Annotated in this window: 10 protein-coding genes, 5 pseudogenes and 1 riboswitch; of the genes and pseudogenes, 6 read left to right on the top strand and 9 right to left on the bottom strand. The window is 59.0% G+C overall.

The features are described 5' to 3' along the window. The 5 genes and pseudogenes from EN862_RS34460 to EN862_RS34440 form a co-directional block, all read right to left on the bottom strand. On the bottom strand, nt 1-1,069 hold a 1,069-nt coding region (locus EN862_RS34460; RefSeq protein WP_189342946.1), incomplete at its 3' end, for a phosphomethylpyrimidine synthase ThiC. 104 nt (nt 1,070-1,173) lie between these two features. Next, a riboswitch (TPP riboswitch) is annotated at nt 1,174-1,290 on the bottom strand. Between the two features lie 277 nt (nt 1,291-1,567). Further along, nucleotides 1,568-2,306, bottom strand: a pseudogene (queE, locus tag EN862_RS34455) (7-carboxy-7-deazaguanine synthase QueE). Then, nucleotides 2,303-2,659: a 6-carboxytetrahydropterin synthase QueD gene (gene queD, locus EN862_RS34450; protein WP_126101879.1), complete on the bottom strand. Its 357-nt coding sequence runs from the start codon at nt 2,657-2,659 to the stop codon at nt 2,303-2,305. Before queD ends, queE begins: the two are co-directional and overlap by 4 nt. Next, entirely contained in the window at nt 2,659-3,357 is a 699-nt protein-coding gene (gene queC, locus EN862_RS34445; protein WP_126101878.1) for a 7-cyano-7-deazaguanine synthase QueC, read from the bottom strand. The genes queD and queC overlap by 1 nt, the downstream gene beginning before the upstream one ends. A 507-nt stretch (nt 3,358-3,864) precedes the next feature. Then, a pseudogene (locus tag EN862_RS34440) lies at nt 3,865-4,144 on the bottom strand (phasin family protein); the annotation flags it as partial. A 76-nt stretch (nt 4,145-4,220) separates the two neighbouring features. Between EN862_RS34440 and EN862_RS37160 the strand changes: the two are divergent. Further along, nucleotides 4,221-4,337 (top strand): annotated as a pseudogene (locus EN862_RS37160) (IS5/IS1182 family transposase); the annotation flags it as partial. A gap of 195 nt (nt 4,338-4,532) precedes the next feature. On the opposite strand, the gene EN862_RS34430 reads toward EN862_RS37160, so the two are convergent. Together EN862_RS34430 and EN862_RS34425 are read right to left on the bottom strand one after the other, a co-directional pair. Then, on the bottom strand, nt 4,533-4,781 hold the full coding sequence (locus EN862_RS34430; protein WP_126101876.1) for a DUF982 domain-containing protein: 249 nt from the start codon (nt 4,779-4,781) through the stop codon (nt 4,533-4,535). A gap of 41 nt (nt 4,782-4,822) precedes the next feature. Then, a pseudogene (locus EN862_RS34425) lies at nt 4,823-6,473 on the bottom strand (MFS transporter). 62 nt (nt 6,474-6,535) lie between these two features. Here EN862_RS34425 and EN862_RS34420 point away from each other — a divergent pair. Next, entirely contained in the window at nt 6,536-7,210 is a 675-nt protein-coding gene (locus EN862_RS34420; RefSeq protein WP_245460088.1) for a DUF309 domain-containing protein, read from the top strand. 93 nt (nt 7,211-7,303) lie between these two features. Here the strand turns inward: EN862_RS34420 and EN862_RS34415 are convergent, their stop codons facing one another. Next, a complete protein-coding gene (locus EN862_RS34415) occupies nt 7,304-7,732 on the bottom strand; it encodes a hypothetical protein (RefSeq protein ID WP_126101875.1) in 429 nt (142 codons plus the stop codon). A 1,480-nt stretch (nt 7,733-9,212) separates the two neighbouring features. On the opposite strand from EN862_RS34415, the gene EN862_RS34410 reads away from it, so the two are divergent. The 3 genes from EN862_RS34410 to EN862_RS34400 all read left to right on the top strand — a co-directional run bounded on the left by EN862_RS34410 (nt 9,213) and on the right by EN862_RS34400 (nt 12,082). Continuing rightward, on the top strand, nt 9,213-10,841 hold the full coding sequence (locus EN862_RS34410; protein WP_245460087.1) for an EAL domain-containing protein: 1,629 nt from the start codon (nt 9,213-9,215) through the stop codon (nt 10,839-10,841). A gap of 454 nt (nt 10,842-11,295) precedes the next feature. Further along, on the top strand, nt 11,296-11,598 hold the full coding sequence (locus EN862_RS34405; RefSeq protein WP_126101874.1) for a DUF982 domain-containing protein: 303 nt from the start codon (nt 11,296-11,298) through the stop codon (nt 11,596-11,598). A gap of 235 nt (nt 11,599-11,833) precedes the next feature. Next, entirely contained in the window at nt 11,834-12,082 is a 249-nt protein-coding gene (locus EN862_RS34400; protein ID WP_126101873.1) for a DUF982 domain-containing protein, read from the top strand. Between the two features lie 146 nt (nt 12,083-12,228). On the opposite strand, the pseudogene EN862_RS34395 reads toward EN862_RS34400, so the two are convergent. Beyond that, nucleotides 12,229-13,659 (bottom strand): annotated as a pseudogene (locus EN862_RS34395) (NAD-dependent succinate-semialdehyde dehydrogenase). A gap of 511 nt (nt 13,660-14,170) precedes the next feature. On the opposite strand from EN862_RS34395, the gene EN862_RS34390 reads away from it, so the two are divergent. After that, on the top strand, nt 14,171-14,383 hold the full coding sequence (locus EN862_RS34390; RefSeq protein WP_126101872.1) for a cold-shock protein: 213 nt from the start codon (nt 14,171-14,173) through the stop codon (nt 14,381-14,383). Nucleotides 14,384-14,543: the final 160 nt, after the last annotated feature.

Genomic DNA, 14,543 nt, shown 5'->3' with positions numbered 1-14,543 from the left:
TGGCGATGTCGCAGATCTCCTCGAAATGCTCGTAGAGGAAGCTCTCCCGGTGATGGTGCAGGCACCATTTGGCCATGATCGAGCCGCCGCGCGAGACGATGCCCGTGACCCGGTCGACGGTCAGCGGGATGTAGTGCAGCCGCACGCCGGCGTGGATGGTGAAATAGTCGACGCCTTGCTCGGCCTGCTCGATCAGCGTGTCGCGGTAGACCTCCCAGTTCAGATCCTCGGCGATGCCGTTGACCTTTTCCAGCGCCTGATAGAGCGGCACCGTACCGATCGGCACCGGCGCATTGCGCACGATCCAGTCGCGGATGTTGTGGATGTTGCGGCCGGTCGACAGGTCCATCACCGTGTCCGCGCCCCAGCGGATCGCCCAGACCATTTTTTCGACCTCTTCGGCCATCGATGATGTGACAGCCGAGTTACCGATGTTGGCGTTGATCTTCACCAGGAAATTTCGCCCGATGATCATCGGTTCGCTCTCTGGATGGTTGATGTTGGCGGGAATGATTGCGCGTCCGCGCGCCACTTCGTCGCGCACGAATTCGGGTGTGACGAAATCTGGGATCGCCGCGCCGAAGGCTTCGCCGTCGCGTTGCAGCTTGCCGCGCATCACCTCGCGGCCGAGATTCTCGCGGATGGCTACGAACTCCATTTCTGGCGTGATGATGCCGGCGCGCGCATAGGCAAGCTGGGTCACCGCCTTGCCGGCCTTGGCCCTGAGCGGCCGGTTGCGAACGGGAAATTCCGGTGTCAGGCGCTCGCCCGCCGCGAATCCGTTGTCTTCCGGCCGGACATGACGGCCGTCATAGGCTTCGACATCGCCGCGTGCCGTAATCCATTCATGGCGAAGCCGGGCAAGGCCTTTTTCGATGCTGGTTTCGACAGTCGGGTCCGTATAGGGGCCGGACGGATCATAGACGGTGACGGGCGGTTCACCCGCCGTCGGATGGACGGAGATTTCTCGCATCGGCACTTTGATGTGCGGATAAAGGACGCCGGACTTGTGGATTTTCCGTGAGGCGGGCAGCGGTCCCGTCGATACGGCGGGGGTGAGGGCATTCATCGTGAGGCTCCTTTGCTCATGCATTGGAGACCCAGTTCTGTGCCGGAAGGATGAAAAGACGCTTCTGTCGACCTGCCGAAACAGGATATCGGGCGTAAACTCCCGCAAAAGCGCTTGCACCGTCCCTACGCCAGTATGAACTGGATCAGGTTCAACGGGTCACTGCGCCGCGAAAGCCAGCAGTATCTCAGCCCCTTGCCGGGACTCCCCTGGTGAATGCGCCGAATTGAACGGGCCGGCGCTATTTTGTCAAGCGCATTTGGCCCGCGGCGCTGATCGGCGGCCAATCAGACCGGGCAGAAAAGCTCGCGCATGCGTCGGGGACAAGTCACCCCTAGAGGAGCGGCGAAGCGCCCACGATAGGCGAACCATCATGCGGATTCGAAACCTTTTCCAGCACGGCATTTCGGGCTTGCCGAACCGACGTTGCTATCGCCCAATTGGGTGAGATTGCTTTAGATGTCTGTCTTGCTCGTCATCGGCAATCCTTCCGCGTGGCTAGACGCCCCGTTTGTTCCCCCAGAGCAGAACATGAAGCTGCGGCAGTACACGCGCCTCGAACCACCTGTCACGGATCACCTTTTCGACCAGCCATTCCATTCGCTTCATCACGCCGGCCATGTCGATGAACGCGTCTTCGTTACCGGGAAGCGGCGGCGTGTGGTTGCCGGGCTGCAGATAGACGGGTAATTGCGGGTAGCGCGCCGCCGCGTCTTTGGCATAGGCATAGTCATCATCGTCGAAGACGACGAGCTTGAGCGCCATCCGCGGCTTATCCTGCGCAGCCTCGACGCAGGTGTCGAACACGGCCCAATCTGTCGTCATTTCGCTTGAGGGCGGCTTGGGGCTGAGCACCAGCACGTCGAGATCCGCGAACCATTGCTTAGGCACCGAGCCTTGGGTTTCCAACGCAAAGCGGTAGCCCTCACCATGCCCGCGCTCGATCAACCGGCCAAGCGGCTGGATGGCCGGATTGCCGCCCGACAGCGACACCATCACGGGCTGACCGCCGGAAAACGAAATGACCTTTTGCCAGACCATCATCGGTTGACATCATCTCCCAATCATAGCGGAAGCGACTGTCCACCGCATGCAGGCTGTCGCACCAGGAACAGCGATAATCGCACCCGCCCGTTCTTACGAACACCGTCGGCAGGCCGATCAGCATTCCTTCGCCCTGAATGGTCGGCCCAAAAATCTCGCTCACGCGGATTCCGGGCTGCAACGCGCAGGTCATGGCCGGTATTCCGCCCAGGTTTTCGGCGTCTCGCTCACCCGCACGGCGGAGGTTTGTGGTAACCGCACCTTGCACCAGTCGTAGAAGTGCCTGGCCAGACATTCCGCTGTGACACGGTCATGCCCCAGGACGTCGTTAAGATGCCGATGGTCGAACGTCCCATCGATGTAGTGCTTGAGCGCCGCCAGGTCTTGGTAGTCGCGCACAAAGCCATGTTCGTCCAGTTCTCCACCTGAAAGTTCCACTACGACGATGTAGTTGTGGCCGTGTAGACGCGCGCACTGATGATCGGATGGCAAGGAGGTGAGCTGATGCGAGGCCGAGAAGTGGAACTCTTTGGTAATGCGAAACATCACGCGCTCCTTGTCTGGACAGCGTGGAGCCAGAAGTCCGCGTCCTCATAGTCTGTCGGATCGGCAATGCCGGCTAGATCGAATGCTTCGCGCCGTTCGATGCATGTCCCGCAGCGACCGCAATGACGTGCGCCGCCCTTGTAGCAGGACCACGTCGCCTCGAACGGTGTGGCGTACTTTGCCCCCTCGCTAACGATGTCGGCCTTCGACATATTCACATAGGGGGCGTAAAGGCGGATATCGGCGTAACCTGCGAGCGCGTGGTTCTGCATCGTCTGAAAGGCGTCGATAAAAGCGGGCCGGCAATCGAGATAGATGAAATGATCTCCGCCGTGCACGGCAGTGGCCACCGCATCGGCTTGCTGCGCGGCGGCAACCCCGAAGGCGATAGCCAGCATGATGGCGTTCCTGTTCGGCACCACCGTGATCCTCATAGGGTCTTCGGCATAGTGCCCGTCGGGCACATCCACACTATCAGTCAGCGCCGAGCCGCTCAGGTTCCGGCCGACATCGCGGATATCGACGATTTGGTGCGGAACACCCAGCCGTTTGGCGCAGATAGAGGCAAAGCCGAGTTCCTTTTTGTGCCTCTGGCCGTAATCGAACGAAAGCAGGCCAATGAGTTTCTGCTCGGTCGCCACCTTGTGAGCGAGCGAAACGGAATCCAATCCGCCGGAGCAGATGACGAGGGCATTCATGGTTTGAGTCCTTGTTTTGACCGGGTAAGGCTGCGACCGGAGATTTCTCTGCGTTCCCCGTACTCCACGGAGCCGGTTTTGTGAATGGGTGGACGCGATTGAGGCGCACGTACCTTGGTGTCAGCGTCCCCAACACGACTTGCACGCGACTTGTCGCGCATCGTCGACCGCCAAGCGGCTGGGGTCGCCGCGACCTTCGTGCATTGGTAGGAGCCCCCCAAACCGGTGCGCAGCGCGATTGTCGAGACGGCGACAAGCGGTGCATTCCCCGACTGGTCGCGCACCATCTCATTGCATGAACAAATCGCGCGGCTTGTCCGCTACAGCGAGGAGAACCGCGACTAATGCCCACCGGAACTAGAGGCCAAGAGGCGCCGAAAATCGTGAGGACGACGTCACTGCGATGCGGTCGGGCAGACAAAGCCGTCCGACCAGATGGAAGAAGACCGGCGCGAGGTGTCTCAGTGGACGAGGTACTGACTTTCGGTCTCGGGTTGCCTTAAAGAATCAGGCGGCCTTGCGTTCCTTCAAAGCCTTCTCAAAGGCATCCTTGATCGGCTTGGATACGTTCCTCGCTAGCTCTCAACATCAATGCCTGGATGGCCTTGGCCTGCTCAGCGGACTTCTCGATCTGTTTGCGCAGGAATGCGCTTTGCAGTTCGAAGAACTCGGACGGCGACTTCACGGCAACCAAAGCTTCGAGGTGCGTGAAGCCGGCTTCGGCATTGGCTTGCAGAGCCGCAATCGTCTTCAGGAGCATCTCGTTGCTGGTGGTCTTGGCCATTTCACGAAATCGCAGCAACGGATTTATGAAGCTGACATGAATTTGCGCGAGTGGGCTGCACCTCGTGCTGCACGAATACCTCAAGAACTTTCTCGAACGCGGGCCGTGGCTGCGACACGTCTTCGCCGACCGCGGCTGTGTCGGACCGAAGCTTAAGGGCGCGATTCAAAAGATCGGCGCGTTCACCCAGGAGATCGGACTGATTTCGGGCGAAGACTTTCCGCTACTTGCGGGCGTTGCCGAAGACGCAGACCGGTGCATTCTTGACTGCCAAAGCGGCTCTTTACATATTTTCACGCCGCTTCGGTCAGCGTCGGACGACGCGGGCGCGACGTCTTAAACGCTCGTTCAGCTGATAGAGGAACTCATGAACGATATGATTTTTGACCCGTCAATCGCCGCGTAGGATATTTGCTTCGCGCGCGGCCGTGACGAAGGCCCTGCGGGCGGTGGGTGGATAGGCCTCACCTCGTAGTACCTTCAGACAGGCATCCATAGCTGTCCTGCGCTTCTCCGTCTGGAGACCAAAATCCCGCAGGAGGATGGTGGCCGCATCATTGACATCGAACACGAAACGTTCTTTGCGATGGCGACCAATCTGAATCACGACTGGCCTCTCAAATTTTGTTAAGCCGGTCATTTCGCCTCGCCCTCCAAGCCGTACCAACCCAGAGCCTGCGATCACAGCCGGAAGAAAAATCGCGTCGATTGATCCCGCTTGCGGGTTGCCCCGGTCGGTCGCTCAATTGAAAGCTTGGTACGAGGCGCAATTCCCATGTTCAATTCGAACAGATGTTGATCCAACTCCTTGTCCGCGGTCGTCAGGCGATGGTTCAGGCGCAGATAGTCCATCCAGGTCGGCGCGCGAAAGGTTTCTGTCCAAAGCGAAGGATCCTGAAGATCGCGCTGGAGATTCCAGTGCCGCGCACCGACGCGGCTTTGCACGCGCCGTCGTTCCTGCATCCGGTCCAGGAAAGCTTCGACGTTTGCCTCCGGTATTGAGTACTCGATCTTAACGACGATCGGCCCGCTTCTCGGCTTCAGGTCGAGAGCGAGCTGCGGCGTTTCGAAGCCAAAAGGATCCTGATCAGAGTCCTGCCATTGACGGATAGGCATCAGCAACCCGGTGGCCGCGACCATTACGAGCGCGACAGCGGAAACCTCGAGGGCTAAGGTAAGCGAATAGTTCTCGGCCACCGTGCCCCACAGCCAACTGCCGGCCGCGATACCGCCAGACGAAAGGGCATAGTGGATCGAGAGCGTGCGACCGACGACCCACCTTGGGCTTGCCAATTGGACACTCACGTCGAGCCCCGTCCAGGTGACGACCCAGCCCGCGCCGCCGAGCGCCAGCGCAATAGCCGCCACCACCACTGAGGAAGTGAGAGCAAGAGACAGACAACACGCCGCACAGGCAATGCATGCCAGTGTTGTCAGCCGCTCCTGGGACAGAGACCGCCTCAAGACATTGTTGCAAATGCCGACGCACAAGGCGCCTGTTCCGAAGCCGGCCATCAGGACACCATAAACGATTGGTCCTCCCCCTAGTTGATTGCGGGCAACGAGAGGCAGGAGCGCGAGTATGGAGATGCTGGTCAGGCCAAAAAGCGCACCACGCGCGATTGCCGCCTTGATCTCCGCCGACAGGGCCGTGAAGCGCGCTCCGTCATGAATAGCAGTGGTCAATGGCTCGCGCGGGAGAGGTGAGGCGCGAACATCCCATTTGCGGCGCCCTATGGTCCACAGCAGCGCTACATAGGTCAGCGTCGCCACAGCGAAAGCTGTCAGAGGTCCAAAGGAGGCAACGACGATGCCACCGAGCGCCGGGCCGACGCTTCGAACGGCGTTGTATCCAACCGAGATCAGCGTGACCGCGGCTGGGACTTCGCGTTTTCGCAAGATATCGCCCACCGACGCGTGCCAGGCAGGATCGGTGAACGCGGCTCCCGCTCCGGCCAAACAGCTGAATGCGAGAACCATCCATGGATTGAAAATCCCCACGGCCGCAAGAACAGTCAGCATCGCCGAGGACAATGCTATCGCGCAACCAGCCGGCGAACATGAGATTGCGGCGGCTGTAGTTGTCAGCCAGGACCCCGGCGATAATCGACAGGACGAATACGGGCAGTGTGGTCGAAGCCTGCACCAAGGCGACCATGACGTCCGACGTCGAAATGGTCGCCATCAGCCAACTGATGGCGACGGTTTGAATGAGCCAGCCAAGGCTGGCGACCTGTGTGGCAAGCCAGATCGAACGAAAGGTCGCATTCTCGAGCGGCGCAAATGTCGCCGACGAAGCCGGACTCGCATCTTCGCGCGCCACCCTGCTCATTGGGTTGAGCCCTCCCTTGGTCTATCGGTCGTGTTAGAGGTGCCCTCCCGGCCCACGTGCCCATGGAGGAATGGCACCATGAGCGCATTTTGTCGGGGCAGCGCAAGATATTTCTTTACCGCTGGCACTCTGGCGCAAGCGATTGCTTTATCTGGAATTGCCACCAACGCGCTTTCATGATTGCTGGGTCCATGTCACGTCCTCGCCTGCTGCCTGAAAAGAATTTTCCGGGCTACGCATACCTGCCTGGCAAACATCCACATCCGGTTCGCGACCCGTTGGGTCACAGTTATCAAAGCGACCCGGTCACCCTTGTTACAGTCGAGGAATCACTCAGTTCAAACGTGTTCCGATGGGGAATCGACCTTTTCAACCACGGGTATTACTGGGAAGCTCATGAGGCTTGGGAGCCTCTTTGGCATGCTGCGAAACAAAGCGCCCAGCATCGCCTGTTCTTCAAGGCATTGATCCTGTTGGCGGCGGCCGGGGTGAAGATCCGCGAGGGAAAGCGGGCCGCTGCCTTGCGGCATGCGGCAAGAGCTGCAGGGCTTTTTCGTCGGGTGGCGCTTCTGCCGAGCCGGCCCTTTGAGGCCGCACTCGGAATCACACCTGCCGCGCTCGCGGCAGAGGCCGAAGCGGCCACAACGTTCCCGACTGCTTTGCGAGAGCCGATGCCTGGCCAGCTGCCTGAGCCCGTTTTCGATTTCATTCTCGCACCGAACTCCGAGAGGAGCTGATGGATGGCCAGTACGGACGTCTTCGTTACTTGGACGCACTGCTGCGTCTGTCGTGAACAGTTTGACAAGGGCTTCAATCCTGGCGCAGTCGACCTACCGCTGAGCCCGGCTCTGGCGGAGGACCCATGGCAGGCGCCGCTTCCATCGTTGACCTCGCGGCAAAGAAACATCTTTCTGCCACCGCTTTAACTTGCGGGTTCGTCTGCGCCCAGTCTGTTCGTGCGATGCTTCCGCCATCGGCGCTTCCTCAACCGTCGGCGGCTTGGGAAGCGATCCGTCGGGTACGATCTCGTCCTTGGCATCGGATGCAGCTTCGCCGGTGGTAGGCATGGGCTGTGGACGACCATCCTCGGCAAAAATCGGCTGCGGCGTCGCTTCAGCGATCGCACCTTCCTTCTTCGCTTCGGAGAGTTCGTTCGCGATGGCAGCCAGGTCGATGCCGCCCCAGATCGACTGTGGCCGCTTCACGAGCTCACGCTTCTGTTTGATCTCGACGACAAAGGGGCGCTGCGGCTGCCTCATGGTGATCTCGTGGATTTAGGGGAGTTGCGAGTGTCCTCTAGGCGGAGCGCACGCCTTCGTCCACCCGCAGCCACGCATTCTCCAAAGGTTTTCGGAGACGTTGCCGCCGTCCAAGCCATGACGAGAGCTGCTCACCTCCGACGCCTGGGCCTACGCTCCCGATCTCTTGTCCTGTCAGCATGATCGTCATGACGATCATATCGCCCACGCAGTCGCCTTTGCTGGGCCCATCGCGAAGCCGCAAAAGATTCAGAATGCAATGAAGATGGTGGCCGCTCCTATCCATACCTCCATGTTCCCGAGTGCATCAGACGCGTCCAACGCATTTTCGGAATCGATCACGAGCGATCGATTCATGCTGTTGATGGAAGCATGCCGGGTGGCACGAGTGGCCGGGCACAGATTGCCGCTCGACAACCGCTCGGCAATCCCAAAGCCGCACTTGGGGCACATCGCCTCGGCTTCCCTTCACCGGGTTGAGAAGTCGCAAGAGGTGGCGCTGACCAGGCTTGTTCCACAGCCCTCATTGTCGTTGATCCAGACGCGCGGGGTGGTGCGTGGGCACCCTGCTCGATTGCCTGGATCACCGGTCGTCAGTGTAGAGCGGCAGCGTAGCCCCTGCGCTGGACCTCGAGCTCCGCCGGCGACATCGTCGACCGCAAGCGTAGCTCGACATAGACGGCCTCCGCTGGGTCCGCCTCACGCCCGTAGCCTGAGGCAAACATACTGCAAAGCCTACAATCAGGCGTTCCCATTTACGGCGCGCCCGGCGCGCCCATTCTGCATCGAGACGTACGCGGTCGGGATAGCGGTTTTCTCCCGATCGACGAACTCGAAGACGGCGAGATCGAAACCATCGACGAATTTCGATCCCTTCGAGTATAAGCCGGCTCATTGAGCCAGCTTAGCCTGGCATGCGTCGAAACAGAAAGCCCGATTCGCCAACCGCCACAATTACGAAAACATGGATCAGGTTAGGTCGGCTATGTCCTAAGGGAGCATCGCGATTTTCGCTATCTTTGAATTTTGGGAGCTCTTGGCTTCGCAACTTGGGTATCCAAATTTCGCGGTTGAAATTTACTTTTTCCGAATTGCTCTGTGCTAGGGACCCACACGAAGCACCTACTCTAGCGCGGGGGAGTGAAAGAGTGATGCAGCGTCGGTCTGCCGCAAGGTTCGGTGACCTTCTGGCGGGAGATTTGCGGGCTTTTGGCGGGCCCTCGACGATCGAACCACTTGCCGGCCGAATCAGGGCGGAGCAGGTCAGTATCGTGCTTCGCAACACGCCTCTTGGCATGGTTGCGAACATACTCAATGCGGCCACTCTTGTTATGGCGCTTTGGGGCTCGCCCGACCAAACGAAAGCCATCCTCTGGGCGAGTGTCATCATCGCCGCCGCTGGGTTCGTAGGCCTAAGAGCGAGATCATCGTTTCAGTCAGTCAAACCCGGTCGGTGTCTCGCCGAGCAACACAAAACCTGGTGCGGAACGCCTTCCTGTTCGGCACTTGGTGGGGAGCACTTCCCGTTCTGTTCTTCAGCGGGGCAACAAGTGCCGCCCAGGTTGTCATTACCTGCCTGAGCGCCGGGATGATCGCGGGCGGTGCCGCTTCTTTTTACACGATTCCCATTGCGGCCGTCGCGTATACGCTGCCGATCTTCGTCGGTTCGATGCTTGCGATTGCGTGGGTGGAAGGCGCCATCAATCTGCTCGTCGCAATCCTGATAGTGAGCTACGCCATCACGCTGTTTCGCGCAGTGCTCGCTCACGCGGTCGAATTTACCCGACGCTTCATTCTGCAAGCGGAAAGCGAAAATGCCATTCGCAGGGATGTTCTAACGAGTTTGCCAAACCGGTTCAGCTTCAACGAGCGGCTGGAGAACGCGTTGGTGGACGCAAAGCAGTTTGACCAGCACTTTGCGTTGCTTTTGTTCGATCTTAACAATTTTGCCGAGGTGAATGATCGCTTTGGCCGAGCCATGGCGGATGCCCTTTTGGTTGAAGTGGCTGCGAGACTTCGGAGATCGACGCGGGAGAGCGATGGCATTGCGAGATTGGAGGGCGGCGAATTTGCAATAATCGCTACGCGCGATATCAGGCCAGATCAAATCAGGTCCTTGGCCAAACAGATCATAGAGGCCATGCGCGCCCCGTTCTTGATCGAAGGGCGCGAAATATATTGCAGGGCCTCTATAGGTATCGCTTTGGCGCCCACTGACGGTTTGGATGCCAACCAACTCCTGCGGTGCGTCGATACCGCGCTACACAGGGCTAAGACGCTGGGGGCGGGGTCCATCCAGTTTTTCAGCCCAAGCGACGATGAAGCTGCTGCCAGGCGCCATGCCCTTGAACGCGATCTGGCATCTGCGCTTGCCAACGACCAGCTTTGGCTCGCATTTCAACCCTTTCTCGACCTCGGGAGCGATCGCATCCGAGGTTTTGAAGCGCTTCTGCGATGGCAGCATCCGACCCTTGGCCAGATCCCTCCGACAGAGTTCATACCCATCGCTGAAGAAACGGATTTGATTCACTCCATCGGACACTGGGTCGTCAAAACGGCTTGTTTGGCAGCGGCGCGCTGGCCGCGCGACTTGCGGGTCTCCGTCAACTTGTCGGTAGTGCAGCTTAGGAATAAAGCCTTGCTGGATGGAATTGTAGTGGCCTTGGCTGAAGCCGGTTTGGACCCCCGAAGACTCGAGGTCGAGATCACAGAAACTGTGCTGATTTCGAATTTTGAAGAAACGATTTCATTATTACAATCGTTAATTTCCCTATCCGTCACAGTTGCTCTTGACGATTTTGGCACCGGCTATTCATCACTGACCTATCTTCGTAAATTGCCGCTTTCGCGGCTCAAGATCGACCGATCTTTTGTCCAGGATATGCTCACCGATGCGGACTGTGCCGCGATTGTAAGATCATTGGTTGAGTTGGCACATGAGCTTCGAATTGAGGTAACAGCCGAAGGCGTAGAAACTCCCGAACAGCTCGACTATCTGCGATGCGTCAGATGTGATGAAGCTCAAGGCTATTTAATCGGGAAACCTGTCCGGATAAGCGAAATTCCTGGCATTGCCGCGGAGCCGGTTGGTCAGGAGCTAGATACTTAAATAGCAGGACCGACACTTTGGCGGCGATGGTCTGGTTGTCTCGTATCTCGACGGTGACGACCGCCTTGCTCAGGTAGGCTGAAGGCCGCAAGTCCATGCGAGCACTGGAAGTAGCCCTGTGACGAAGCATCAGATCGAGGTGATCACGTCGGTCGAGCGGCGCCGGCGCTGGTTTCGGGAGGAGAAGGAGCGGCTGGTCGCAGCGACGTTTGAGGCTGAGGCCAGTTTTGGAGATCGCGCGATCTCTCGGCATTCATATGAGCCACCTTTTCCCGAGAGGCGGTGCCGGATCCTGGTGGCGGGTCAACGCCGGAGGATGTATCAAGCGTTTCGTACGCCGCTGCTTTCCTCTTAAACCGTCATTGCTCTGACAACACATTCTGCAATGGTCGGCGAGTTGTCGATGAGGCACCTGTTCACGCAAACCAGCTGTTCAGCAGGTCGGGAGGAACGAATGAACCCAGAGGCTTTCAGCAGCCCAGTTTTTGTGAAGCGTGCAACCTACATCGTGCAGGAGATTGCCAGCCTTGCGGACGCCGTCGACTTCCTCAATGAATGGCCAGAAGATCGCAGAGACCTGATCCACGAAGCCGCCCTCAGGACCTGCTATGACGCATACGATGGGCGAAAACCTGTAAGCGCAGCGCGCAATGCCTTTTTCGGCTTTGCGAAACGGGCCGCCATATTGGAAGATGCAATTTCCGCCATGCAATGGCTCTCTGCCTGCAAGTCCGGCCGTGGAAAAGTGCAGGTATAGGAGTCTGGCACGGGGCACGCTGAGGGGGGCATTGTGTCGGGATTTCAGGGATAGCCGAAAGCAGGAACAGGTCTCGACATTAACGGCAAAACGGCAGTCTCACGCAATCTCGCCGTGAATCAGACAACCGCACATCGGTCGCGAGTGGCTAAGTTCAGCGACGAAGATGCAGCGAGCCGATTCGGCTCGGCAAAGAAGTGCGACCGAGGCCTATTCGCCTCACAGGAGCGGAGAAATGACCGGCTTGAGCAGATTTGAGAGGCCAGTCGTTGTTCAGGTTAGCCACCACAGCTCAGAGCGGATCGTGTTCGAGGTCAATGACGCGGCCGCTATCTTGCTACGGGATCTTCAACGTCAGACCGTGAAACGGAAGGCCGCGATGGACGCCTGTCTGCAGGTGTTGCGTGGGGAGACTTATCCAGCAGCGGCTCGAAGAGCTTTCGTGGCAGCCGCGCTTGAAGCAAAGATACTTCGCGGCGATTAGAAAGCCGGGATGCTCAGGAACTGCTGACTGACCATCAGGGACAGCTGTTTGGGTTGCAACCATGATGGCTCTTCAGTTCGAATTCGGTTCTCGGGTGGCGAGCGGAAGCTTGAGAGCAAAGATCTGACGGCTGACATGCGGATGCTTCAGATGCCGCCCATGCAGAGGTATTTCATTTCGAGGTAATCCTCGAGCCCGTGGCGCGAACCCTCCCGTCCGATGGCGGACTGCTTCATCCCGCCGAAGGGTGCGGCTTCCGATGACATGCGTCCCGTGTTGATGCCCACCATGCCATACTCCAATGCCTCGGCCACACGCCAGACACGCAGCAGGTTCGAGGCATAGAAGTAAGCGGCGAGGCCGTAGATCGTGTCATTGGCCTCGTGCACAACCTGATCCGCATCGTCGAAGCGAATGGTTGGGGCCAGCGGCCCGAATGTCTCCTCTTGCGCAATGGTCATCTCGCTGGAGACTTCAGTGAGGACCGTCGGTTGGAAAAACGTGCCATCCTTGCCAATGCGTTCGCCCCCGCGGCGAATTGTACCGCCTTTTGCGACGGCATCGGCGATGTGCGATTCGATCTTGGTGAGCGCATGCCTGTCGATCAGCGGGCCAATGGCGACACCTGGATCGAAACCGTCACCAACCTGGAGCTGGCGAACCCGCTCCACGAATTTGTCGACAAATTCATCGTGAACGCCCGATTGGACGTAAAGGCGGTTTGCGGAAACGCAGGTTTGACCCGCGTTGCGGAACTTGGCCTGGATAGCACCGTCGACTGCCGCATCGACGACTGCATCGTCAAAGACGATGAAAGGCGCATTGCCGCCGAGCTCGAGACTGACCTTCTTGATCTGGTCCGAGCATTGGCGCATGAGCAGTCGGCCGACCTCGGTCGAGCCGGTGAAGCTGATCTTGCGGACCTTGGGGTTTGTGCAGAGTTCACGGCCGACGGCATCGCCTTCAGACGCATAGATCAGGTTGACCACGCCTTCGGGAAAGCCAGCCTCATGCGCAAGGGCAAACATTGCACCCGCCACGAGCGGCGTCTGTTCAGCGGGTTTCAGCACGATCGTGCAGCCCGCGGCCAAGGCCGGCGAGATCTTGCGCGCCACCATGGAGGCCGGGAAATTCCACGGCGTAATCGTGCCGACGACGCCGATCGGCTGCTTGATCACCAGCAGGCGACGGTCCGTCGATGGCGCGGAGATCGTCTCGCCATAGATGCGGTTGGCCTCTTCGGCGTACCATTGCAGGTACGCCGCCGCATGCGACACTTCCGAGTTAGCCTCGGCAAGGGGCTTGCCCATTTCCGCGGTCAATACTCGCGGCAAGGTCATCGGCGTGGTCGATAATCAGCTGATGCCAGCGCCACAGAACGTCGCTGCGTTCACGGGCCGTCAATGCCGCCCATCCAGGCTGCGCTCTATATGCTCTATCGATCGCAGTGCGTGTCTCCTCGACGCCCATGTCGGGAAGCTCTGCCAGCACTTCGCCTGTCGATGGGTGAGGACCACAAATGTGCGCTCACTGACTGGTTTGCCAAGCGCCGGCAGGCGGTCAAGGCTGCCAAACAGGTCAGGAGATTTGAGGTGGCGGATCAAAGGCGGGAGCAGCGGCAATGTCGATTCCTTAAAGCTCTTGGCCTGTCCGGCCGGGGGGACATCTACTGCCCACGTGTGGCTTTTGCATAGGACCACCTCTCACGAAAATCGTGCATCCTTGGGCCGGGTGGACCTGCCGCGGGAAAGGCCGACGGCCCGCTTCCGTCTGAACCGGCGAGGCCGAACCGTTCTATACCGGCTTCGTCCTGGGCCCCCATTTGCCCCAAGCGATCAACTTCTCGTCGCCCCGGCTCGTAGCGCTTGCAGCGCCGTCCCTCTCAGGTATCGCATCGGGGCCGCAAGGCGTGTCGTGACGTGAGCCCCAACGGGGGGTGCTGGACGATACATGAGAGGTTGCAGCCGCCGGTCAAAACCGGCCTTGCAACTTTCTCGTTTTTACTGCCCTGACGCAGAAGTTTCGGTTATGAATCGGGACTGGCCTGACGGCCTGCCGACGTTGCATTTGTTACAAAGGAAAACGCATATGGCGACTGGAACGGTGAAGTGGTTAAACAGCACAAAGGGATTTGGGTTTATCCAGCCCGACAATGGCGGTCAGGATGTTTTTGTCCACATTTCCGCCGTTGAACGAGCAGGCCTCTCGACCCTCGCTGATGGCCAGAAGATCAACTATGAAATCGAACAGGACCGCCGCACCGGAAAGTCCTCAGCTGGCAGCCTCAGCAAAGCTGGCTGAAATTTTTTCCCCTGGCTCCTGTCAACAGCGGATGGACGCGGTCCGCCCGGATGTACTGACGGTCGCGCGAAATGCAGGCTGCTGCAAGGCTGCGCGGAGTCCCGGGGAAGCCAAGCGGCTTGAAAGGGAAGGCGGGATAGACCCCGCCTTTTCATATTCC

Source organism: Mesorhizobium sp. M2E.F.Ca.ET.219.01.1.1 (assembly GCF_004016445.2).
Classification (GTDB): Bacteria; Pseudomonadota; Alphaproteobacteria; order Rhizobiales; family Rhizobiaceae; genus Mesorhizobium.
The sequence above is the reverse complement of the archived record's forward strand: the minus strand, read 5'-3'. Positions and strand labels throughout refer to the sequence as shown.

Bases quoted from the DNA above. Each gene is read 5' to 3' on its own strand.
- queD (WP_126101879.1), bottom strand. From the start codon at position 2,659: ATGTTTCGCATTACCAAAGAGTTCCACTTCTCGGCCTCGCATCAGCTC.
- queC (WP_126101878.1), bottom strand. From the start codon at position 3,357: ATGAATGCCCTCGTCATCTGCTCCGGCGGATTGGATTCCGTTTCGCTC.
- EN862_RS34430 (WP_126101876.1), bottom strand. From the start codon at position 4,781: ATGACCGGCTTAACAAAATTTGAGAGGCCAGTCGTGATTCAGATTGGT.
- EN862_RS34420 (WP_245460088.1), top strand. From the start codon at position 6,536: ATGGAGGAATGGCACCATGAGCGCATTTTGTCGGGGCAGCGCAAGATA.
- EN862_RS34415 (WP_126101875.1), bottom strand. From the start codon at position 7,732: ATGAGGCAGCCGCAGCGCCCCTTTGTCGTCGAGATCAAACAGAAGCGT.
- EN862_RS34405 (WP_126101874.1), top strand. From the start codon at position 11,296: ATGAACCCAGAGGCTTTCAGCAGCCCAGTTTTTGTGAAGCGTGCAACC.
- EN862_RS34400 (WP_126101873.1), top strand. From the start codon at position 11,834: ATGACCGGCTTGAGCAGATTTGAGAGGCCAGTCGTTGTTCAGGTTAGC.
- EN862_RS34390 (WP_126101872.1), top strand. From the start codon at position 14,171: ATGGCGACTGGAACGGTGAAGTGGTTAAACAGCACAAAGGGATTTGGG.